At 61.9% G+C, this 23,767-nt stretch carries 10 protein-coding genes; 4 read left to right on the plus strand and 6 right to left on the minus strand.

The window, feature by feature from the left end; genetic code table 11:
• Nucleotides 1-434: 434 nt before the first annotated feature.
• The 4 genes from AC1D0Z_RS07320 to AC1D0Z_RS07335 all read left to right on the plus strand — a co-directional run bounded on the left by AC1D0Z_RS07320 (nt 435) and on the right by AC1D0Z_RS07335 (nt 4,818).
• The gene (locus tag AC1D0Z_RS07320; RefSeq protein ID WP_477657584.1) at nt 435-1,586 is read left to right on the plus strand and encodes a hypothetical protein; all 1,152 of its coding nucleotides are present in this window, start codon (nt 435-437) and stop codon (nt 1,584-1,586) included.
• 236 nt (nt 1,587-1,822) lie between these two features.
• On the plus strand, nt 1,823-3,925 hold the full coding sequence (locus AC1D0Z_RS07325) for a YcaO-like family protein (RefSeq protein WP_477657585.1): 2,103 nt from the start codon (nt 1,823-1,825) through the stop codon (nt 3,923-3,925).
• Nucleotides 3,926-3,955: 30 nt separating this feature from the next.
• The gene (locus AC1D0Z_RS07330; protein ID WP_477657586.1) at nt 3,956-4,141 is read left to right on the plus strand and encodes a hypothetical protein; all 186 of its coding nucleotides are present in this window, start codon (nt 3,956-3,958) and stop codon (nt 4,139-4,141) included.
• 149 nt (nt 4,142-4,290) lie between these two features.
• On the plus strand, nt 4,291-4,818 hold the full coding sequence (locus tag AC1D0Z_RS07335) for a 2OG-Fe(II) oxygenase family protein (RefSeq protein ID WP_477657587.1): 528 nt from the start codon (nt 4,291-4,293) through the stop codon (nt 4,816-4,818).
• Nucleotides 4,819-4,936: 118 nt separating this feature from the next.
• Here AC1D0Z_RS07335 and AC1D0Z_RS07340 read toward each other — a convergent pair whose 3' ends face one another.
• The 6 genes from AC1D0Z_RS07340 to AC1D0Z_RS07365 all read right to left on the minus strand — a co-directional run bounded on the left by AC1D0Z_RS07340 (nt 4,937) and on the right by AC1D0Z_RS07365 (nt 23,645).
• A complete protein-coding gene (locus AC1D0Z_RS07340; protein ID WP_477657588.1) occupies nt 4,937-5,935 on the minus strand; it encodes a hypothetical protein in 999 nt (332 codons plus the stop codon).
• 38 nt (nt 5,936-5,973) lie between these two features.
• Nucleotides 5,974-8,067: a YcaO-like family protein gene (locus AC1D0Z_RS07345; RefSeq protein WP_477657589.1), complete on the minus strand. Its 2,094-nt coding sequence runs from the start codon at nt 8,065-8,067 to the stop codon at nt 5,974-5,976.
• Nucleotides 8,064-8,834, minus strand: coding sequence for a Hint domain-containing homing endonuclease (locus AC1D0Z_RS07350; RefSeq protein ID WP_477657590.1), 771 nt, complete (start codon nt 8,832-8,834; stop codon nt 8,064-8,066). Before AC1D0Z_RS07350 ends, AC1D0Z_RS07345 begins: the two co-directional genes overlap by 4 nt.
• Before the next feature lie 229 nt (nt 8,835-9,063).
• Entirely contained in the window at nt 9,064-9,831 is a 768-nt protein-coding gene (locus tag AC1D0Z_RS07355; protein ID WP_477657591.1) for a Hint domain-containing homing endonuclease, read from the minus strand.
• Between the two features lie 472 nt (nt 9,832-10,303).
• Entirely contained in the window at nt 10,304-10,663 is a 360-nt protein-coding gene (locus tag AC1D0Z_RS07360) for a hypothetical protein (protein ID WP_477657592.1), read from the minus strand.
• Nucleotides 10,664-10,670: 7 nt separating this feature from the next.
• Nucleotides 10,671-23,645, minus strand: coding sequence for a LysM peptidoglycan-binding domain-containing protein (locus tag AC1D0Z_RS07365; protein ID WP_477657593.1), 12,975 nt, complete (start codon nt 23,643-23,645; stop codon nt 10,671-10,673).
• Nucleotides 23,646-23,767: the final 122 nt, after the last annotated feature.

Here is a 23,767-nt window from a genome sequence, read left to right on the forward strand (position 1 = left end):
CCACGTTGACAAACGCCTGCTCGCCGCTTCGCCCCTGCCCGGCCGCCCCCAGCAACCCGCCTCGCCCCAGCGTGGCCAATGACGTTGAACCCAAGCCCAGGCTATTTCCGCTGACGATCGCAACCATGTGATCTACCTAATGGTGAACCGCCGGCACAGGCCCCTGCCCCCCCTCCTCCAACCCTTTGGAGAACTGCTCAACGGTATTTCATCAATACATCCTCCCCTTCTCCACTTTGTTTAGGAAAAAATTTCGCCCAACCGCACGCACTGAAAAAATTGCTAAACAAATTCAAACTGGCATGGATATATTGATAAGCGCCACTGGCATGCACACTGCGCGCCTGCGCGTATCGGCATTCAGCCAGGGCGATCCCACGCCCTTCCTTTCCTGACCGGTATCCATACAGGCGGCATCACCCGGAGACTCTTCCATGTTTATCGCGATCACCATGAACCACATCCGTGCCGTCAAGGCCTGGGCAGAGGCTCATGACGCGCTCGTCAATCTCAATGTGCTCACTTTTGAGCTGGAAGTGAAGGCCCGCAACCGGTATTTCACGCTGCATCCCCAGTTCCTTGCGCGCATGGACGGCCAGTTGATGCATGTCCCCCAGATGGTTCGCGACGTCACCGGGTTTATCGGCTGGCTGCCTTACCGCCCGCTGCGTTGGTCGCTCGCTTCGGACAAGCTCATCTTCAAGAAGCGCCTGGCAGAGTCCGGGCTCGCCACGCCCCGCATGTGGCCGACGCCGGGCGAGGCGACTGCCGCCTTTGTCGTCAAGCATTCGGTCGGGTCTTTTGGCGAGGAACTGGCCGGGCCCTATCACGCTGGACAGGAGCCCGATGCTGCACGGATGCAAGTACTGACAAAACAGGGCAGCACGGGTAGCCTGTACGCGGAATCGTTTGTGCACGGAACGAATATCAAGGTTTGGTTTTGGGGAGGTCGCGCATTCCATGCGCAACTGCATCCCTATCCTTTAATACACGGTAACGGGCGCAACACCATCGCAGAGCTGATCGACGCACGCCTCAAAGACATCAAGCAAAGCTGGGCCGACTACCCTGAAAAGCAGGCGGTGGAACAGGCGCTTGCTTATCAGGGCCTGGACTTGAACGCCGTGCTGCCGTCAGGTCTGTCCGCCTGGCTGGACTATCGCTACGGGCGCCGTTTTGCACCGGATGCGGCTACGGAGGAGGAAGATAATTTCCTGCGGCACATGCCTGCGACTCAAATAGCCCAACTGGAGATAGCCGGCCAGTGGATCGCCGCAGAGTTGCGGGAAGAACTCAGCGCACCCGTTCTGTGCTCACTCGACGGCGTGCTCGACACGGACGGAAAAATCTGGTGGCTTGAGGCCAATTCGAACCCCATTTTCCCGCCGACTGGCTATCCAGCCATGCTTTCAACGCTTTTCGGTACACCCATTTCCGTCCCGGAACCCGGTTCTGCCACCGCAACAGCATCCAGCCAGACCCTACCGAACGCGCGGCGCGGGTCACCAGACGGCATCGGTATTCCGGCAGACCGCGCCGCGCAGATCAGGCTTAGTCCGGGTACAGGCGAAAGAGCTTTGGCATGAGGCCTGAATTTTCTGCGTCCGGTTCGCCAATCCCCGCGCCAACGGCTACCAGAATCGCTGGCAACCGAAACCGCATTCTGAATCACCGCATACCCAGGCAAGTACAGGCCTGCCTTGGCGCCACAGACCGTTTGTCGCCCATGTTTTCAGGTGCCAGCCGCATCCGCAGCAAAGGCCGCCAAGCAACGCTGGTGGTTCGCACCGCCGACGAAGACATCGAAGTCCAGGCACCCGCGGTGCTTTTGGACCAGGCCTTCAGCCTGTGCGACGGAACACGCACCGTTGACGAGATACTGAAGAGTTTCGGGAACGCGCAGGAGCGCTCCGAGTTTGCCCAATTCATGGAGTTCCTGCTAGCCGAGGGCGCTTTGATCGACGCCAGCCTGGTAAGCGCACACGCTGCGAAATACGCCTTTCAATTCAGTCCTTTCGGTCTTTCGGCTGCGGCTGCGTTGACAGACAACATTGCAACACGTTTCTTGTGGAACGAAGACCAGGCCGCACAAAGCCTGCCAAACGCCGCCGTCAAAGTCGAAAGTACGCCGCTTGACCCGTTCTTTTCCGCGCGCACAACAAGCTACACCTTTGATGACAGGCCGGTATCCATTTCCGCGCTGCACCAACTGCTTTGGTCGCTTGCCGGTGTAGTTCAGGTCAAGCACCCACGCATAGGCTATGCGTCGCCGCAACGTACCATTGCGTCCGCAGGTGGCATGCACCTGGTTGAGATTTACGTGGCACTGCAACGCCAGGTCGGTGACTATCTGCCCGGCGTGTACCAGGTTCAATACCCCGACGAGCGCACGGTATTGCTGCACCCCGTCGGGAACACACCACCGCAGCTGGCCCTGGCCTTCGGCAAGCCCTGGGAATTAACCTATGCAACGGGTGCCGTTTTCCTCGCCGCCGATCCGGCGATTGCAGCGACGCGCTACCGCAACCGCTCGCTCCAGTACCTCTTTATGGAAGCCGGTGCAGCGCTGCACAACGGCGCACTCAGCGCCGGTGCCCTGGAGCTGGGCTACGCAACAATAGGCGGGTATTACGAAAGGCCGATCGCGCGCATGTGCGGACTCGGCCGGCAACTGCTGCTGGGTTCGGCCATGTTCGGTGCCAAGGCCACCTCCGAGCAGATTGCCATGATGGATCGGATGCCGCTGATCGATTTTGCGTGGGTCAACGGCGAATCTGCGCTTTATTCCATGGGCTTTCACCTGGCGCGCGCAAAAATCATTAACGATGATGATGAGCGCCCCCACACCTGGGGCCGTGGGACCGATCCTGCACTGGCCGCGCGCAAGGCGATCGCAGAAGCCATTGAGCGCGAAGGCTTTCGGCAACCACGCGGTATCGTCGAGGGGAAAATCGCGGATGTCGAGAATGCATTGGATCCCCGGCAGTTCATCCGCTATGCAGAAAAACAATACGACCTCCCGGATTTCTTCTATCGCCCTTTCTCGGAAACGCAATCTTATCCATGGGCAGATGCGCTGGACCTGGCGACGGGCGAAAAGGTCCGCGTGCTGGCAGAACTCGTTTTTTCACGCAACAGCCTTGCAGCCCTCGGCCATGACACCTCACGACCCTATACACAGGTAACGTCCTCAGGTTGTGCCGCGAGTATTACTGCGGAAGACGCTACCGTTAGGGCACTACTGGAGGTGGTGGAGCGGGACGCATTCATTCGGCATTGGCTTGCTCAAAAGCCAGGAACCTTGGTCCCCGCCGAACAATGGCCCGAGGATATTGCGCAGCGCATCGGCACTTTGCAAGCGGCCGGCTGCAGGGTGACGGTCCAGCACCTGCAAGTGCCGTGGGCGCACGTGGCGCTGGTTTCCGCGCAGCATGACGCCCAACACTTCACCACCATGGGGACTGCCGCCAGTGACATCTTCGCGGACGCTGTCCACAGTGCGCTCGATGAAGTGGAGGCTCGGGTGTATGCCTGGATTCACGGCCACCTGCCCAGCATCAGTTGCCCAGACGAGGTCGAGACCACCGAGCATCATTTTGAGATCTATGGCCTCAAGCGCTACTATCGCCGCGCCGACCGGGTGCTGTTCCCCAAAAACTCTTCCGTCACGGGGCAGTGGCCCGTAAACCCTTGCGAGACATCGCTTTCTGCGTTGGTCACACGTTTTACCGCACAAGGCCTGCGTCCGATTGCAGTCGACATCACGCCTGCGAAGAGCCATATTGACCAGGGCCGAACCCGCCTTTCGGTGGCAAAAGTCCTGGTCCCCGGTTTGCTGCCGATCTCGTTCGGCCATCAACGAGAGCCTTTGGGAATGGTTCCTCGTATCCACTCTGGATCGAAATTCCCGCATCCGTTTCCCTGATTTTTTCAACCTGACTTAAGGAGTCATTTCATGCAAGAAAAAGCAAAGCCCCAGTCCGATCAGGCTACCGCGCAGAAGACACAAGCCAACCCCAAAGCGTCGGCCGACAATGCCAGCGCCAGCGGACGCTGGGCGGCGGTTCATCGTGCACGCCTGCCTCACAAAGCGGGACTCCCACTGAGCTCCGGCGGCTGCGGTGACTCCGGTATCCGATAACCCATTGGCTTAACCTTCGCGCGTCGGAAGTGCCAGACCAGCTGCGCTTTAGCAGCTCTTCCGATGCGTGTTCCCAAACGACTATGCATACCCAAAATCCAAACGTCACAGTTATTGACAATTTATTGCCTGAAGCATTGAAGGCGTCCGTGATCGAAGCCGTCTCCTGGATGCCCATGCATTTCCTGAATCGATGGGAACGCTTCAAATCACACGAACTGGACATGCATTGGTACTACCCCGTCGCGTTCACGGACGAGCCGTTTGTCGACGACGTGGAGCCCAATATGCGCGCGCTCGACGAAACCCTCCAACCGATCACCCAGTGCTGGGACCTGATCAAGGCCAGCCATGATCATCCGGTGCGGCTGTACGAGTGCATGATCAGCGCCAATACCTTCGGCACTGAAGGCCGGTTGCATCAGGACATCGCCGAAGTGGACGACCGTCCCCAGCACAACACGGCGCTGATTTACTGCAACCGGGAATGGAATGTGGCCTGGGCCGGTGAAACCCTTGTTTTCGACGAGCAGAACGAGATCACCGCTGCCGTAATGCCAAAGCCCGGCCGCATCATGAAGATCGTCGGTGACCCGACGCATGTCGGCCGCTCGGTCTCCCGTATTTGCCCCACAGACCGGCGCGTCATCGTCTTCAAGTACTGGACCGTCAAGTAGCCGCCGATGGGCGTAATGCTGAATTGCATTGAAGCCCAGCCGCCCCTCGAGTGCTCATACGCTGTGCGGCACGGCCGTGCCGTCAATCACAGGCGCCTGGCGTGCGGCGCAAACCAGATCAAGGCGACTCAGCCCTCGCCGTGCGATTGAAAATATCACTCAACATGACGTCATAGCCCGAATGCGGAAACATGGGATGGGAATTCAGCTCGAGCCACCACAGCTGGCCTTTGTCGTCGAGTACCGCATCTACCGAGTAGGCCAGGGGCGCGGGCGCGACTTCCTGCAAGGCGGTGCGCATCAATGCACCCATTTGCGCAATCTGTTCGCCGCACACGGTTTTTAATTCCGCCAAGGCGCTGCCGGCTTTGGCGCCCCCTTGCCTTGGTGCGAAGCTGCGGCCGTACCGGAAATCAATCCATATCTCTTGCCCGGCAGGCAAGACATCCGTGGGCGAGAACCCCTGGTAGGCCATGCACGCCACCAGTATTGCCTTGTCGGCCAGAATGTTGGCACCGACATCCTGCTTGAGTTTTTCCTCGGCCAGCGCGCCGGCTGTTGACACGCCATCGCCGGTAACCTTGGCATAGTCTTGCATGTCGGCGAAGAACGGTGTGTGCCCCCAGTACCAGATCTTCACGATCTTGCCGGCGACAAACTGTTCATGGAATGTGCCGGCGTCAGAGCTATCCGGTTCAAGGGGCGGCACCGGGACGGTTGCCAGGAAGGGCCCCTGGATGTCGTAGCCAAACGAACCACGGGATTTTTTCCGGATGTAGCTTTGCGTCGGCTGCTGGCCCGGGGGCCACATCTGGGGCGTGCGAACACCGGCCTGGTCAAGGTGCTGCTTGAACAGCCGCTTTTCGGTAGAGAGCGGTGTGGAATAAGGCCTGTAAGGGCGCCACCCGCCAAATGCAATCACCGAATCCATCAGGTCTTCGATGTGAACCAGCTTGTTGCGGACAGACGCTGCAAAGATCGGGTAGAACCTGAAATACACATTGGCACAGCGTATTTCCAGCTGCACGGTCTGAATGTCTATCTCAACCTTCGCGTCATGCTGGGCCGCCCATCCGCGCACAGCCCGGAAGTGGTCAAAGAAAGTAGGGAAGGCCATGAGTCCTCAGTAGTTATCTATTGCGGAGCGCCGCACCGCTAGTTAAAAGGATGGGGGAACTTTCCCCCGGGTGCGATTTTCTCGTCCATGCCTAGAGGTAAACCGTCATACCCAAACCCTATGGGAATAGCGCCCGGAATCAGCACCCGTACCGAACGTATGACCTGACCATCAAGTGATTCGGGAGCCGCCCGCTGGGTTAAATCCACCCAAACAGCCTTGGGAGGCCGTGACGCGGCCTGCAGCCTTTGCGCCAGGGACGCGGGCCATGTTGCCTGCAGTTCCGCGAACTGCACCACCTCCCCACCCTCCGTGATTGCCGCCGTCTTTAAATAGTGGGCCGGTTGCCTGAAGAGAAGACCGTGGTCTGCTGGCGTCTGCACCGCCTTCGGTGCCAGCCGCTTGGGCAGGCCGGATTTCACGGAGAGCAATCCGATGGTTTCTGCTTCGCTCAGCGCATGCGTGATGGATGCCTCCAGAGAGCCGAAGCATGATGCCGCGATCACGGAAAATCGGTGGGCGGCAGAAGCAATCGCGATAAAGATGACCGGCCCCCACGCACCCGAGAAGACACCAATGCGCAAGGTGCAGCCACGCGCCTCCCAGCCGCGAGCCTTGGCCTGAATGCCGGCCGGAAGCGAATCGGGTGCCACCAGGCGGCCCGGGCGCTGTGCAAGCCAATGCCTGACGAAAGCATCCCGCTCAATCACTTCGAGGCCCGCGCGTTCAATCGCCACATCCAGCGATACGTCGCTGGCGCAGCCCGACGAGGTTTGCCGCATCAACATGCCGAACTCAGACGCTCGCGGCAGATTCGCCCCGGAAAAAACACAGTCGGCGGGCACCAGGACTTTCTCATCGCTCCCCAGGCAATTGGCTTCAACCCAGAAGCGCTCGGCGTCGTCGCTGTAGGGCCGGATGCCAAGGCTCGCCTTGTCACGGTATTGCCTGTCCGAGAACCGGATCAGTTCGGTGGGGTTGAGCTTGGCGGCAAGCTCACAGCCTTTTTTGAGCAATAACCCGGCGGGCGGCTCGCGGTAGGCATGACGCTCGACCGCCTCTGACAGTGCCTTGGCACATGCTACCTGGACATCAATCGACCGCCCCCAGCCTGTTCGGTTGGCGCCGTCATCATGCTCAACCTGGGCCGCCGCCAGATAGTCGCCACCGGCTTCGCCGCGGTCGATGATCCTGATCATCGGCTTGAGCAAAGCGGGGTTCCCGGTGCCTCCATGACGTGGTTGCACGCCGCCGAGAAATGCCGCGGCGATGAAAAGATGTTTGTCTGGCCCGCACAGTGCACTCACTGCCTGCCCATAGGCGGCCCCGGCCTCAACATACGCAATACCGCTGGCGGTAGCCGCAGAAGCCAGCCTTTGCAGGGCCGCCCCGCCGGCCATCAACGCCACATCCAGTGGGCAGTCCGGAAGGTTGCTTTCAGCATAAATGGCCAGCAGCGCCTGGCTGCGAAAGAAGTCGTAGAGATTGGGAAAAGCCTGGTATGACGCCGCTGTGGCTGGCATGCCGAACGGCCGGAGAAAGGCTCCGGCCGCGGCCCAATGCACTTCATAAGCCCCAGCCTCAACAACGCCCAGGTTTTCGCGGAAGAAAACTACAAAACGCAAACCAGCCAGGCCCTCTGCCTGCGGCGCTACGGCCAGCAGGTTGGCCAATACTTCAAGAGACAGCGCCCCGGCCGGGCTGGCCTCTGCGGCGCCCGAATGGCGAGGCACCGCCAGTTCAATATCTCCGCCCTGCGGCACCGACGCCTCGAACCCGCCTGGGGCCGCTTTCTGGTAGGGCCGCTGCATCCGCCTTTCCTGAAGCAGCCTATCCGCCACAAACCTGTGGTCCACCAGCACGCCCGCCTCCAGCATGGCGTCCATAAAGCCGCCAAACCGCGAGGCTGGCCATTTGGCCCCGGCCATACTTGCCAGTTCTGCCCGTGTTTTGCTGCCGTCGCACCAATGAAAAAGCGCCCGCAAGAATTTTGCAGGCGCCTTGATGGTCAGCTCTTCATCTTTGGCCCGTAACGTTAAAACACCGCCCTGAATCAAGGCGGCGCCTGCCAGCACGGGCGTAGTTCCGGCGTCGAACTGAGTTGGTTCCTGGTGATTTACCTTTTCGCTCACGCGGCAATGGTACTCACCTGGTCAACAAAGCTGGCCGCAGCCGCATCAATGGTCAAGGCTTGCCATGGCGCACCCAGTTGCACCGGGCCCTGCTGGCAAGGGCTGAAGGCCAGGAAGCCTTCCACAAATAAACCACAGCCCTGCTCGGTGATGATGTTGTACAGCCGGGTTTCCGGCGGCATGTGGTGAAACACCGGGCGCGCATGCACCCAGCCCGACACATGCGCAAACTGCTCGGGCAGGTCGATCGCCAGGGGAACAGCCGATGGCATCTCGGCGCTGACCGCGTTGCGCTTTTCGTACAGGTAATGGTTCAGGTTGAATGTGCCCCAGCCTTCGGAGGCCACGCCGTCCTGCATGCGGCTGACCCACAGCGGGTGCTCGTCCGACATGATCAGGCACTGGTCACCCAGGCCACGCAGCTCGATGATTTTGCGCGACATGCCCAGCACAGGCTGCTCCAGCGCGGCCACCTTGCGGGGGCCCAGATTCGTCATCACCAGGTCGCCCACGGCGACGTCTTCCACCGGCTTGCTGGAGCCGTCGGCCATCAGCACGCGGTTGCCGGCCAGGAAGCAGGAACAACTGTCGCAGTAATTGCACGAAGCGGGAATGAGGTCTTCCTGGACCGTCTGGCCCTGCGGCGTTGAGCGATAAGGCCGCCGGGTCACCGACCAGCCTTCGTTCACGTCGTCCTGGGCATTCCTGCTCGGGATGTATGACTCGTCTTTGCCCACAAAAAGACCACCTTTGGTAATTCCACCCATTTTTAACTCCAGTTTGATTGCAAACATGAACACTTGCCGGGACCCTCGGAATTCCGCAGGTTTCCTGACCTGACAAGCAATATATCCACGGTTTTGGGGGGGTGTTTAGCCTTCGCGGGGTAAGTGAGCAGCTTTGAGGCCGTGGCATCGTCATTCGCCAAAGAAAAAGCGCCTGCAAGCCGCTGCAGGCGCTTTTGATGTTGTTTAAACCTTGTAGTGCAGCTTGTGCTCAGGCCTCAGCGGTGCTGACCTGCGCTATAAAGCTGGCCGCAGCGGCATCAACCGCCAGGGCTTGCCATGGTGCACCCAGTTGCACCGGGCCCTGCTGGCAAGGGCTGAAGGCCAGGAAGCCTTCCACAAAAAGGCCGCAGCCCTGCTCGGTGATGATGTTGTACAACCGGGTTTCGGGCGGCATGTGGTGAAACACCGGGCGCGCATGCACCCAGCCCGACACATGCGCAAACTGCTCCGGCAGGTCGATCGCCAGGGGGACGGCCGGCGGCATCTCAGGGCTGACCGCGTTGCGCTTTTCGTACAGGTAATGGTTCAGGTTGAACGTACCCCAGCCTTCGGAGGCCACACCGTCTTGCGTGCGGCTGACCCACAGCGGGTGCTCGTCCGACATGATCAGGCACTGGTCACCCAGGCCGCGCAACTCGATGATCTTGCGCGACATGCCCAGCACAGGCTGTTCCAGTGCGGCCACCTTGCGGGGGCCTAGATTCGTCATCACCAGTTCGCCCACTGCGACGTCTTCCACCGGCTTGCTGGAGCCGTCGGCCATCAACACGCGGTTGCCGGCCACAAAGCAGGAGGCAGTGCAGGAGTCGCACGAAGCGGGAACGATCTCTTCCTGGCCCGTCTGGCCCTGCTGCGCTGAGCGATAAGGCCGCTTCGTCACCGACCAGCCTTCGTTCACGTCGTCCTGGGCATTCCTGCTCGGGATGTACGACTCATCTTTGCCGACAAAAAGACCACCTTTGGTAATTCCACCCATTTTTAACTCCAGTTAAGTTAGTTAGGAACACAGACACTTGCTTTGGGAGCGCTGGAAATCCATGGCTCCCAACCAATACATCCGGCACCGTGAAGAATGTTTATCGTGGCGGCGAGTGTGAATTGCGCTGGAGTCTGGCCGCACGCTGGGTCAGGTTTCGACGGCATTCAACCGCCTGTTGGCTCATAGCGTCGTACGGCGGACCCAAAATCCAGTGATTTTCAAGCAAATAATGGCTGCAGGCCAATAAGGATGTGCGCAAAAAGCTATTGAATTGATAGCAAATTTAGTAAGCAAGGTACCCAGTCTCGGGAGGCCTCTTTGAGCGTTCGGCACTACGTCGCCTGTGCATACTATTTTTTGATGGGTATGCGATTGAAAAGCTGGACTAGACTGTTATCAAACCTCTGACGAGGGTTGGGATGCAGAGGGGAATTACTTCTAGCAGCTTGGAATAAAAGCGGCGCGCAAATTACTCGTCAATCTCGTTGGCCCCGTGCTCGGTATCGCCGAGCTCCTGACGCGATACAGCCTTTCCCTTGATACGACGCAGAGTCGTAAAGAGTTCTTGGGCCTCTTGCAACGTTTTTGTGCCCTGATGAGAGTCACCATCCTTGAGCAACGCATAGGCCTGCTGCATTCTTTCGCGTGACGCCTCCCATTGCTCGATACGCTCAACATCCTTCAACTTGGACCGTACTGACTGATAACCATGCTCCAAGCCGGCAAAGACTTGGTCAAGCGTAAGGCCGAACTTGAAGTTCGGCGCAGTCAACATAACCCAGACAAGTGCGTCACGGGTTTCTGCATAACCCTCAACCTTGTAGATCATCACACGCTCATTTCTTTGTTGCTCTGTATTGCTCCACCGTAATGATGACAGGTTTCTGATTGGGTGAAACCAGAACTACACGATCAACCTTACCGCTGCTCAAGAGATCTCGAATCTGTGGAGTGTTCACCGTTTTTAGGCCAATTGTTCCGTCAATCGCCGTGCGCTCACTAGATACAAGCAAGTCCGGAATACGAAAGTCTTTAACGCCATCCGATGTATACAACCTCTTGTTAACAATCAAATCATCCATGCCACTAACTTGTTTGAAAGCATTCATTTCTGCACGAGCCGCAGCATCAATTACCCCTCCTTTCCAGGTGTTGAAATTCAACCCATTTGGCGGAGCAATGCTTTTTGCGTCCAACCTTGYCCCGAACTCTACCGCCGCTTCGTCATATACACGTTGATAGGCACTAATCGTAGCTTGAGTATTCTTCCCCAATAAGGTGAGTTCATCCAGAGCATGGATGCCAAGCTTCATCTCCCCGTAGAGTCCGGTGACCGATGGTTTTGCACCAAAGGCGGATAACGTTACATCCAACAGAGAGGTGGGTGCAAAACCATCTACCAAAGCGTAGTTCTGCACCATTTGCCCCAGGGTCAGGTTGGCACAAATCCGTTCCAGGAATGATGCGTCCGGGCTTTTTGCGAGCGCATGCATGTCTTGCATTTGTTGGTCAACCACGTCCAGGCTTTTATTCTTCGCGTCCGCGAGGATTCCAATCGGTGACGTCAAATCGCTCCAGACAGAACCTATAAAACCACCAGGCGTGGAGGGATCTTTATTGAACACGCTCATTGGGTTGTCCCTGCCACGGGCTTTAAGAATCTCCCAGATAGAAGTCTTGCTGTTGTCGGCCACTAGCACCGGCTCATCTAAAGGTGGGTGTGTTTCGTCATACATCAACCGTAAAGCATCGCCCTCAGCGCCAACCGTCAAGGGCAAATTGCTCCCCGCGCTGAGCATCTGAATCTGCCCCTCATCTCGCCCGTAGTGGAGTTCCAGGGTCTCGTCAACGTTTTTATCGCGTCCGTACTTGAACTCCATGGTGCGCATGCCATCGGCCATCCGCACATCTCGGGAACGATCGACAGCGTACCCCTGGTCAAATGACCCGACGATCTGATCAAAGTTGTACTGCCGCTGCTCCCAAGTTGGCCGGTTTTGTTCAATGAAGCTGCCGAGCACGTCCTCTTGCTGGCTAGCTCCACCATAGCGGCTGTCCGCAAACGACGATCCCAACGCATTGCCAAACGCATCACCCGCAATTTGCTGCACGGTGACTCTGCCGCCGCGTGCGACTGCCGCGGCCGTACCAGCTGCCAAACCAGTGATAGCCGATTTGAAGAGGCGTTCACCAAAGTCGGCACTCTTGAACTCCTGTGTGCGTATGCCGTTCGCGGTAATACCCAGCGCCTCACTGACACCCCAACCCACACCAGCGCCAACCGCGCTGGCCGCCACCCCGCGCCAGTCAAAGTGGTCTTGCAGGCCGGTAAGGACGCCAATGCCCTGCGTCACGGCATTGGTAACTGCAGCTTTCACGACCACGTTCCCAAAATCGGTGGCGAGCCCGTCGAGCGGTGTTGGCATGAGTTGTTCCACTCCTCGGGCAATGCCGGCGCTCACCCCAGCCAGGGCAACGGCCTCCCAGCTGATGCCGTCCTGCACGCCCAGAGCGTTTCCGGCGACCTGGCCCATGAAAGATCCCAGCATGGCGCCACCTATGCCGGGCATATAGATAGACACGGCCACCGAGATGGCGATCACCAGCACTTGGCCGAGGAAGCCGCAGCCGCCGTCATCGTCGCTCTGTGCAGGCGGCGGAGGCGTCGGCAGGTTGGGTGTGGTGTCGCCCACGATCGCGCTCGGGTCGTAGGGCTTGAAGGTATTGGCGTTGTTGTTGATGGTCCCGACCCGGTTGGGGATGGTCAGGGTCTGGCCTATCCTCAGGTCGCTGTCGCTGGCCAGGCCATTGGCTTCAGCGATGCGGTACCAGAGCGAGCTGTCGCCGTAGGCGCCCCTGGCAATGCTTTGCAGGGTGTCGTTTGGCGCCACGATGTAGGTGCCCGGGCTGGACTTGGGATAGTTGCCGTTGATGGGCTGGTAGCCGAAGTTGAAGTCCACCACGTTGGCGCCGTTGTAGGCATTGCCGTAGCGGCCCAGCACTTCGCCGGCGACGATCAGCTGGCGCTGAACCTGGCCGTTCTGGTTGGTGTACAGGGCCTTGCCCGACGCATCATTGACGAAGCTGCGGTTGGCAGCACCGTTGGTGCTGTCGATGATGGCCGTCAGGTTGCCGTTGACGTCGTAATAGCTGCTGGTGGTACCGGCCGAGAAGTAGGTGCTGGTGCCGTAGACACTGGCTTCCTTGTAGCCGTCAAAGCGGTTTTGTGCGTAGCTGTAGTAGTTGGTGTAGGCCGTGCCTTCGTAGTTCTGCACCGCGTAGCTTTGCAGGTTGCCTGCGGCGTCGTAGCTGTTGTAGCTGATGTCGTATTTGGCGCCGTTGTCGCTGCGCAGCACACGCTGGTACAGCATGCGCCCGTTGGCATCAAAGCGGTTGATGCGGGTTTCGCTTCCGCTGGCTCCTGATACGCCGCCTGTGAGAGCATTGACATAGCCTACCGCCAGGGTGCCTGCGGGGCCGGTCTGCAGAACGCGGCCGGCTCCGTCGTAATAGCGGTAGTCCAGGTGCACACCGTCGCGCACCACGCCCATCAGGCGGTTCAGGCCGTCATAGCCGTACGTCTCAACCGTGGTGCCCTGGTTGGCGTAGAAGTCGGTCCGGTAAACCGGCGTGTAACCGACGACGCCCCAGGTCGTGATCAGATTACCCGACTCGTCGTAGGTGTAATTTCCCGATTCATCCAGCACGGGGATGCCGCCGTAGATGGGGTCGTAATGGTCAACCACCTGGCCAGAGGTAACACGGTTTCCATAGTAGGTGTCGCTCATCCGGTTTCCGCTGCCGTCGTAGGTGATGCGGTGGCCTGTGGTGCCCAGGTTGCCGGCGGCATCTACTGCATCGACCACGGTCTGCCGGTTCATGGCGTCGTACTGGAAGTAGCGGTCTGCATCCACCGCGCCGCCCCCGTTGATGACGTGGGTCTGGATACGGGTACGGTTGCCCACCTTGTCGTATTCCAGATTGATGAAGGCGCGGGTGTCGCCCACCCAGCGCAGGCGGCCCAGCGCGTCGTAGGCCATGGAGTTGTCCTGGTAGGTCACCCCGCCCTGCACCACTTTTTCACGTACCGAATGGCCACCCAGGTCCCAGGCATAGGTGGTGACCTTGCCGACTGCGACGTCCGTGTTACGGACCAGCTGGCCGGCAGCGTCGTAGGTGTATTGCAGGTTCTGGCCGCGGGTGCTGGTCTGTGAAACCAGCTGGCGCGCATTGTCGTAGGTGTAGGTGAATTTGGCGCCGCCCAGGTCGGTATGGCTGTAAAGCCGGCCGAAGTAGTCGTAGTTCCAGGTAGCGCTGTTGGTGTTGGCGTCAACCTCGGCCGACTTGCGGCCGCGCAGGTCGAAGGTGGCCTTGACCGTTTGGCCCAGGGGCTGGCGGGTTGCTACGACGTTGTCGAGCATGTCGTAGGCGTAGCTCAGTGTCTCGTTGTTGCCATTGGTCGATGTGAGTTTTCGGCCCGCCTGGTCCCAGGTGCTGGTCTCGGTGATGGCGCGCGTGTTGACATACGCCAGCCAGTTGGATGCGCCTACGGTGTACACAGCCTCTGTTGGCCGCACGGTGCTCAGCAGGCGGTTGAGTTTGTCGTAGTTAAAGGTGGTCACAAACGCGCGCGCGTCCCTGACCTGCACCTTGTTGCCGAAAACGTCATACCGGTAACTCACCACGCCGGCATCGGCATGGGTTTCCTTGACGAGGTTACCGGCGGCGTCGAACTCCTGCAGGTTGCTGTTGCCACGTGCGTCTGTCATGGCCAGTTGCCGGCCCATGCGGTCGTAGTAAATGGCGGTGACAGGGCTGGCCGCGCTCTGGTTTCCGTCGGTATCGGCCTGGCTCTGGCGCACGATCTGGTTGTTGGCGTTGTAGCTGTAGGTGGTCTTCCAGGCCGGGGCTCGCGGGTCGTTGATCTCGAGCACATTGCCCCAGCGGTCGGTCTTCTGGTTGACGACCGGCCGGCTCCACTGGCTGGTGCCCGCTGTTGCCGCGGACACCGGCACCGGCAACCAGCCCGAGCTGGTTGTGGCACCGCCGGAAACCGTTGTCAGCACCTGGTATTCATAGGCCGCGAGGTTACGCGTTGCCGCGTCATAACGCAGTGCGTCGCCGAAGTTCACAAGGCTGACAGTCTCGACCGGTGTGGTGGCACCGGCGGGGCGCAGCTGCAGCTGCAGCGTGGTCGACGCATCTGTTGGCGCCGTCAGCTCAATGCTGCTACCGTTGGTGCCGAAGCTGCTGCGGTCGGTGATGAGCTGCCAGTTTCCCTGGTAGTCTTTTTTGTACAGGCGCAGGCGAGTCACGGCAGAAAGGCCGCCCACCACGCCGGAGTCGACCCAGCTCATGGTCATGCCGCTGGGAGCCTGGTCCCCGGTCAATGTGCGGGTAATGCTGGAGGCGACCGCGCCCACATATGAGCTGGTCCCAATGACGTTGCCGGATTCATCCTTGGCGGGGGTATACGTGCCGTCTTCACCATAGACCATGGTCTGGCCCGAGACGTAGGTGTAGGGCTGGGTCACGTAGTCAATCGTGACCCGGATATCGCCACCGCCGAGATTGGCCAGAGACGACCAGGTCAGGTAGACGTTGTTGCTGCTGTACCAGCCGGTGCTGTTGCCGTTCCAGTCGTAGGCGGGATAGGAAACGGAGGCAATGCCCGCGTTGGCCTGGTTAGCACGGACAGCAACACCGCCCTGGCTTGTCAGGCGTTCGGCCTGAAGCTGCTGGGTGACGTGGCCGAGCGCGTCGTACTGCACGTCGGTGCGCCGGACATCGGCCAGGCCGGCTACCTGGTCAGCGCTCGTATACGCCAGCAGATTCAGGTTGCCGCGGCCGGAGCCCGCGCTGCGGATATCGGCCGTCTGGTTACCCTGCAAATCGTACAGAGAAACCTTGGCGATACCGTCACCGCTGTTGGTCCGCCAGAGACGGCCGGCGCTGTCGTAGTCGAAGTACTCTTCGCGTCCGCCATTGATGCCCTTGCGCGTCATCTCGCCGAAAGCGTTGTACTCGACGGCGGTGTCCACCACGCCGGCCTGCGCCTGGCTCACGGTGGTGATGCCGGAGCCGTTTGCCTGCGCCGGGCTGCCTTGCCACTTCATGGCCCAATTGCCGACCGCATCCTGCTGCCACACGCGTATGGTGAACAGCTGCGAGATACCGCCGTCGACGGAGCTGGCATTTCCCCAGCCCAGCGTTACACCGCCAGCCGCATTGGCCGCGGCGAAGTCGCGCGTCACGCTGGCCGCGTGGGAATAGCCGCCGTCGAAAAGAAGAACGCCGTTTTCATCGCGGCCGATGTACTGCGGTACGGCTACGGTCTGGTAATCCAGCTGGACCCGCACAAGGCCGCCGCCGGCGTCAATCAGCGACGACCAGCCTAGCGTTGCACTGTTGCCGGCGCCCGTCAGTGCATAGGCGCCGCTTTCGTCATAGGTAACGTAGGTGTAGGTATCCGAGGAAAACCCTGTTGTCAGGCCGCTCTGCAGCACCGTGGTGGAAGCCGGGTCAATGACGTGGGTCTGGCGGCCCAGCTTGTCATATTGGTAGACGCGGAATTTGGTCCTGGCGACGCCATCATTGCCCGTGACGGCTTGCCATTCCTTGGCGATGTTGCCGTGCGCGTCGTAGGAGCTGTAGTGGTTGTAGCCCAGTGCGTCCGTCACCTGGGTGGCATGACCCGAACGGTCGTACGCGGCCAGCGTCGTACGGTCAGCACCGGATGCCGCGCCCTGCGTGAACGCGGTGGCGGTCGCCGCTGCCGCGCCGTTGGCGAGTTCCACCTTGCTGACCACGTTGCCATAGGCATCGCGGCGGAAAAGCGTGAGCGGCGTGAGGACCACGTTAGTGCCCGGCGTGACCACGTCGATGCGCGCGGGCTCGGCCACCGCTGTCACGCGACCCATCGCGTCGTAGTAACTGTAAGTGGTGGCGCCGGTGGCGTCAGTGGTGGCCGTCTTGTTGCCGACGGCGTCATAAAGGTAGCTGGTGACCGCATTCCCGCGCACACCGGTGGTGCTGGCGGTGGAGACGCTGTACAGCACGTTGACGCGGGTGTCCGAAAGCTTGCGGTTGCCGCGGTCAAAAATCGAGGTCGTCTTGCGGTCGTCGTTGGCGGAAACAACAGGAGCCGGCGCCGAGCTGTGCGCGACGGAACTGTTCCAGCCCACGATGGCACTGGCGTACTCGGTACGGTCCACGACATTGCCGGCTGCATCAAAAGCCTGGGTCGTCAGGTAACCCAGGGCGTCGACGATGGCCGTCTGCCCCCCGCGGGCATCGTAGAAGTATTCCGTCGCGGTCCACGTGTCGGTGACGGCATTCTTGAGCAAGGCGACACGGCTGAGGTCGCCGAAGGCGTTGTAGCTGTTGCGCGTGGTCTTGCCAGCGGTGAAATACTGCGCGCCCGCGGTGGCTGTTGAATCGTAGGCGTAGCCCTGTGGCTCAATCACCTTGGTGACGCGGCCCAGGCGGTCGTACTCGGTCAGCAGGATGCGGTCCGTGCTGTGGTTGAAGCCGACCGCGGCCAAGGCGGTGCCGATCTGCGTGCTGCTGAGCCGCGCGGGGTTGCCGGTGAGCAGCGTGGTGGCCGAACCGTAACGCGTCAGCGTGGTGACTTCGCCCCAGGTGTCGCGCGCATAGCCCGTCACAAAGCCGAGGGCATCGACGTCATAGCTGAGACGGCCGAGCCTGTCGTAGGCCTTGTAGCTCATGGCGCCGGCAACGTCGCGGTTGGCGACGGCATTGCCGAACACGTCGTAAGTGGTCTGGCTGCTCAGCGTCTGCAGGGTTTCAGTGCGGGTGGCAAGCCCGGTGGCGCCGTTGACGGTGACGTTGTCGCCAGCAGCGTTGTAGACCGAAACCGGCGGAAAGATCGTCTTGACCTGGCGGCCGACAGCGTCGTATTCATAGCTGGTGGTGCGCTCTTCGGCGCGACCCAAGGCTTCGGTACGCGACAGCAGGTTGCCCAGCGCGTCGTACGTCATGCGGGTCACGATGCTGGCGTTGCCGCTGAGCGCGGGGTTGACTTCCAGCTGGCCGGTCGTGGCATTGACCTGCAGGCCGGTCACCGCAACCTGGGGGGAGGTCTCGGTGACGAGACGGCCGGCAGCGTCGTAGCCGTAGTTCCAGGTGGCGCCGTTCTTGTTGGTGAACGTGAGCTTTTCACCGATGGCGTTGTAGGTATTGGATTCGGTGAAGCCGAGGGCATCCGTGCTGCTGGTCAGGCGGCCCGCGGCGTCATAGACAAAGCTGCTGCTGCGGTCATTCGCGGACGAAGCAACGATGGCCCCTGCGATCGCGGTGGCCGTGCCGGCCGTTGCTGCCGGTATGGCCAGGGCGTATTCGGTCACGCCCTTGATGGCGCCGTTGCCGTCGTAAACGGTCTTGCGGACATAGCCCAGGGCGTCAACGCCGTAGACCTGGCGATTTCTGGCGTCGAAAGCGCGTTTCTCCACGCGGTCGTTCGCCGCGTTGGCCACCACCAGCAGCGCGACAGCGGAGGCCGAGGCCACGGCCGGCAGGGTCGACACGTCGACCAGCGCGGCATAGCGCCGGGTCTGCACGGCATTGCCGGCGGCGTCAAACGTGGTTTCGGTCGCGGCTCCACCGGCGTCTATGCGGAAAACCTGGCGATTCGCCCGGTCATAGGCAAAGCGCTCGATGCGGTCGTTGGCGGCACTGGCAACCACGGCGGCCTGAATCGTGTCGGCATCCGGCGTGGTGGCGGCCACGGGCGGCGTGACGGCTGTTGCATAGGCCAGCCTTTGCGCCACATTACCGTTGGCGTCGTAAATGAATTTCGTCACGCCGCCCAGCGCGTCGACGCTGAAGGTCTGGCGGTTGGCCTTGTCGTAGGCGAACACGGTGATGCGGTCGGCGGCAGAGGCGCTGACGCTCGCCGGCGCGGCCGAGCCGGCGATGGCCGTGGCGTACTGGATGGTCTTGACGGTGTTGCCGTTGGAGTCGTAGACCTGCCTGACGACAGCGCCCGTGCCGTCGACGGACAGCACAGCGCGGCCGAGCGGGTCGTACACAGTGCGCAGGCGCTGGTCATGGGCGGCATCGGCCAAGGGCGCGGGCAGGGTTCCCGCCACCCAGGCGCCGCCGCCCGACATCGCCACGCGGTTGGCATAGGCCACGCGCTCAATGACGTTGCCGGCCGCATCATAAACATACTTGATCACCTCACCCAGTGCATTGACAGTGGCCGTGAGCCGGCCGTCCTTGTCATAGACGCGGTTCTCCACCAGGTCCGAGCTCGCGGTGGCAAGCACCTTGGCCTGGATTTGCGCCACGGTGGCAGCCGCCGGCAAGCCGGCCAGGTCCGCCGGTGCGAGGGCCGCGGCATACACCGTGCTCTTGACGACGCGGCCTTCCGCGTCAAAGCCGCTCTGCCTGACGTTGCCCGCCGCATCGACGGTGAACACCAGCCGGTCTCCCGCGTCGTAGGCGTAACGCGTGAGGTTGCCGTTCGCATCGGTGGAACTGCTGACATTGCCGGCCTTGTCGTAGGCATAGCTGCGCGTGAGGTTCAGGCCCGTCGGGTCGATCTGCTCCAGGGTGCGGCGCCCGAGCTTGTCGTAGGTGTAACGGGTGACCGTGCCGCGGGGATCCGTCACCGTCAGCGTCTTGCCTCGCCCATCGTAGCTGTAGGCCGTTACGAGGTTCAGGCCCAAGGGGTCGACCGCCTGCTGGGTCAGCTGACCCTTGAGGTCGTAGCTGAACTGGGTGACGTTGCCCAGCGGGTCGGTCACGGTGACTTGCTGGCCTTTGGCATCGTAACCATAGGTGGTGGTGAGGTTCAGGCCCGCCGGATCGAGGGTGCGCGCCAGGACCCGGTTGGCGGCGTCATAGCCGAGCACCACCAGGTTGCCGTTGGCATCCGTCGTACTGGCCAGCCGGTTGCTGCGGTCGTAGCTCTGACTGGTGGTGGTCAGCGCTGTTGTCGTGGTGAGCAGGTTGCCGTTGAGGTCGTAGGCAAAGCTGGTGGTGTTGCCCAGGCCGTCGGTGACGCTTTGGGTCTGGCCCAGGCGGGTCTGCGCGGTCGTGACCTGCACGCCTTCAGGCGTGGTGACGGTGACGGAGCGCGCCGCCTTGTCATAGCTGTAACTGGTCACCTGGCCCAGGCCGTCGGTCTGCGTAAGCACCCTGTCGAAGGCGTCGTAGCTGCTGCTGCGCGTGACATTGAGCGGATCCACGCTGGTGACGGCGCGGCCCAGCCTGTCGAAGGTCCGGGTGCTGGTGTGGCCGTTGGCATCGGTGCTGCTGGTCAGCCGGCCGAAGGCGTCGTACACGGCGGACGTGATGGCGTTGATGCCGCTGGCATCCAGCACGGCCCCGGTCGCCAGGCCGCGCCGGTCTACCGTGGTGGTCCGCGTCAGGGTTTGCGATGCGCCCAGGTCCTGCACGCGGCTGACTTCATTGCCGAAGGCGTTGTAGCCCAGGGCAGTGACATTGCCCAGCGCGTCGGTGCTGCTGGCCAGGCCGCCGAAGCTGTTGTAGGCATAGGTGGCCTTGCTGTCGAGCGCGGCATTGACCACGATGGCGGCGGTGAGCGCGGCATTGACCAGCCCGCCGGCATTGGCCCCTGTCAGCCCGGCCAGGTTGATGCGCGTGCCGTAGCTCACCGTGGACGTCAGCTGCCCCAGGGCGTTGTACTGGCTCTCGCGCACCTCGCCGAGCGCGTTGACCGTGTGCGTCAGATGCCCGTCGACGTCGTAGAAGAAGAGCGTCTTGTTGCCGTAGCCGTCGGTCGTGCTGGTGCGACGGCCTGCGGCGTCGTAGGCGTGCGTCAAACCGTACTGGCTCCAGACGGCGTCGATCTGCGCCTGCGTCAGGCTGCCCGTGAGCAGCGCGCTGCCGACACCGGTGAGCTCGCCGACCAGGCGGCCCTGCAGGTCGTACTTCGCTGTCAGCGTGCGGGCCTCGGAGGTGCCGGCGGCGGACACCTTTTGTGTCAGGTTGCCTGCGCTGTCATACGTGAACAGCGTGACGGTGCCGGCGGCGTCGGTGGACGTGGCGACACGGTTCAGGAGGTCGTAAGTGGCGCTGCTGCTGCGGTCCTGCGCGCTGGCAACCGGGCGAAGATCGGCAACCGTCGTGCCGGCGTTGAAGGCGGCCAGCGCGCCGGCGCTGACAGCCGTGGCGTAACGGATGCTCTGCGTGAGGTTGCCGTTGGCGTCGTAGACCTTCTCGGTCAGGTAACCCTCGGCGTCGATTTCGCCGGCCACCTGGCCCTTGGCGTTGAGCACCAGGCGTGTGGTGATGTCCCCGGCATTCGTGGCCGGCAGAAGCTGGGCCAGCGTTCCGCTGGCGCGCAGGGCCTGGGCGGTCACCGTGGCATAGGCGGTGCGGCTGGCCAGGCGCCCGGCGCTGTCATACCTCAATTCCGTGAGGTAGCCTTCGGCATCGAGGCTGGCGCGCAGCAGGCCGTCGTCGTCGTAGAAGTTTCTCTCGGTGCGGTCGGCGGCGGCGTTGGCCGTAGGCGCCACACTGCCGGCGGCCGGTGCCGCACCCAGCGCCGCGGTTGAGATGAGGTTGGCGTAATGCGTGACGGCTACCAGGCGGCTGGCGCCGTCGTACTGCATCTCGGTGACGGCGCCCTGGCCGTCCACCGTCTTGAGCAGGCGGCCAGCGCCGTCGTAGACGCGCCAGGACTTGAGGTCGCCAGCAACACCGGCCGGCCGCACGGCCGCCAGCAACGGGTTCAGCGGCTGGCCGGACCCGTTGACGAGGCTGGCCACATTCACCGCACTCGCGTAGGCAAGGGTCTGCGTGACCTGGTTGTTCTTGTTGTAGACGTATTCGGTCAGGCTGCCGTTGCCGTCGATGTCGGCGGTCTTGCGGCCGGCTTCGTCGTAGAGCATCCAGGCCCGCACGCCGCTCGGGTCCTGCGTCATCGTGAGACGGTTGTCGGCGTCGTAGACGTAAAGCGTGGTGCCCAGGTTGGCGGTCTGTGCGCTGCTTTGCGTGACGCTGATGAGGCGGCCCGCGGCGTCATAGGTGCTGCTGGTCGACAGGCCGTTGGCGAAGCTGACGGTGGTTTTGCGGCCGGCGTCGTCGTAGCTGGTCAGCGTGGTCTGCCCCAGCGCGTTCTGCGCCGACAGCACGCGGCCCAGGCCGTCGTAGGTGTACAGGCTGACGCCCGCCGTCCCCGAGATGGTCTTCAGGAGCAGGCCGGCCTGGTCGTAGATGTACTGGGTGGTCGACTGGCTGCCGTCGGCGACGCCGTTGCCCGCGGCGTCGACCCTGGCGTACACCGTGACCGACTGCAGTTGCCCGCGTGCGTCCAGCATCCGGTCGGAGCGCGTGCTCAGGAGAAGGTTTTGCGCGCCGGCCCAGGTGACCATGGCCGCTTCTGTGGGCACGGCCGTGGCGCCCAGGGCGGCCACGTTGTAGGCTGCCGCGCTGTACTGGATGCTGGCAACCTGCTCGCCCCAGGCGTTGTAGCGGAACTCCGTCACGCGCCCTGTCGGGCTGAGCACAAACCTCAGGAGGTTTTGGTTGGCGGCGTCGTAGATGTAGCGCGTCGTGAGCGGCAAGGCGGGCTGGCCGGCACCGGCGCCGTCCGGGTCGGCCACGGTATAGGTGGACTCAGTCAGCAGCTGGTTGCGGGCATCGTAGGTGCGCGTGATGGTGTTGCCGGCCGCGTCGCGCTGCAGCACTTGATTGCCGTTGGCGTCGTATTGCATCGCCGTCGCCTGGCCCAGCGCGTCGGTGACCTGGACCAGGTCGCCGGCGGCGTTGTAGGCAAAGCTGCTGACCTGTGACACGCCGCCAACCGTGGGCGCCGTGATCTGGGTGAGCTGGCCTGCGCCGTCGTACTCGTAGCGGGTGACGAGACCGAGCGGGTCGGTCACCGTGGTGCGCTTGTTGGCGGTGTCGTAGCTGTAGCTCGTGGTGTGGTTGAGCCCGTCCTTGACAGTAGCGACCCGGTAGTCGGCGCCCACTTGCACGTAGGTGAACGTCAGGCTGGTGCCGTCGCTCTGGGTGACGCTTGCCACGCGGGTGCTGGCGCCGTCGTAGGTGTAGGCCGTCTGGTAGTAATAGTTATCTGCCGTGCTGGCGTCTTCCGGACTGAGGTCCACTCTCACCGAAGACAGGCGGTTGCTCGTGTCGTAGGCATAGGCCACGCGGGTGAGGGTCGTGCCGTCGGCCCTGACGGTGCGCACTTTGGAAACGTTGCTGCCCACGTAGTCGAGGTAGGTGACGTCGCCGCTGGCGCTGGTCATGCTGGAGAGCAGGCCCGAGGCGTTGTAGGCGTAGCTGGCGCTCGTGCCGCCGGCGTCAGCAGTGCTGGCCAGCCGTCCGGTGGCGGCCTCATATGTTTCGGTCAAACCCGTGTCGCCGTCGGTCCAGACGTAGTCGCTGCCGACCGCCTTGAGGGTGTCGTAGGCGCCGGCGCCGTCGGTGCTCACATAGGCGAGCCTGCCAGCGTCCCAGCTGTAGACCGACTCGCTGCCGTCCCGGGCGGTGCGGGTGAGGCTGCTGCCGGCAGCGCCCAGCGTTCCCGTCAGCTTGACCTGCTGGGCATAGGCGCCCATGGACCAGTTGTCGGCATTGTCGTCGTTGAGCTTGCCCTGGCTGTTGTAGGTGCGCAGCGCCGTGAGGTTCACACCGTGCGCAACCAGGTAGTCGTCCCGGTCCTGCAGCACCAAATTACCATTGGCCACGTTGACAAACGCCTGCTCGCCGCTTCGCCCCTGCCCGGCCGCCCCCAGCAACCCGCCTCGCCCCAGCGTGGCCAATGACGTTGAACCCAAGCCCAGGCTATTTCCGCTGACGATCGCAACCATGTGATCTACCTAATGGTGAACCGCCGGCACAGGCCCCTGCCCCCCCTCCTCCAACCCTTTGGAGAACTGCTCAACGGTATTTCATCAATACATCCTCCCCTTCTCCACTTTGTTTAGGAAAA

Source organism: Polaromonas sp. P1_E3 (assembly GCF_056405935.1).

Excerpts from the sequence above, each read along its gene's own strand:
- AC1D0Z_RS07350 (WP_477657590.1), bottom strand. The coding sequence starts at position 8,834 with ATGGGTGGAATTACCAAAGGTGGTCTTTTTGTGGGCAAAGACGAGTCA.
- AC1D0Z_RS07340 (WP_477657588.1), bottom strand. The coding sequence starts at position 5,935 with ATGGCCTTCCCTACTTTCTTTGACCACTTCCGGGCTGTGCGCGGATGG.
- AC1D0Z_RS07320 (WP_477657584.1), top strand. The coding sequence starts at position 435 with ATGTTTATCGCGATCACCATGAACCACATCCGTGCCGTCAAGGCCTGG.
- AC1D0Z_RS07355 (WP_477657591.1), bottom strand. The coding sequence starts at position 9,831 with ATGGGTGGAATTACCAAAGGTGGTCTTTTTGTCGGCAAAGATGAGTCG.
- AC1D0Z_RS07360 (WP_477657592.1), bottom strand. The coding sequence starts at position 10,663 with ATGATCTACAAGGTTGAGGGTTATGCAGAAACCCGTGACGCACTTGTC.
- AC1D0Z_RS07330 (WP_477657586.1), top strand. The coding sequence starts at position 3,956 with ATGCAAGAAAAAGCAAAGCCCCAGTCCGATCAGGCTACCGCGCAGAAG.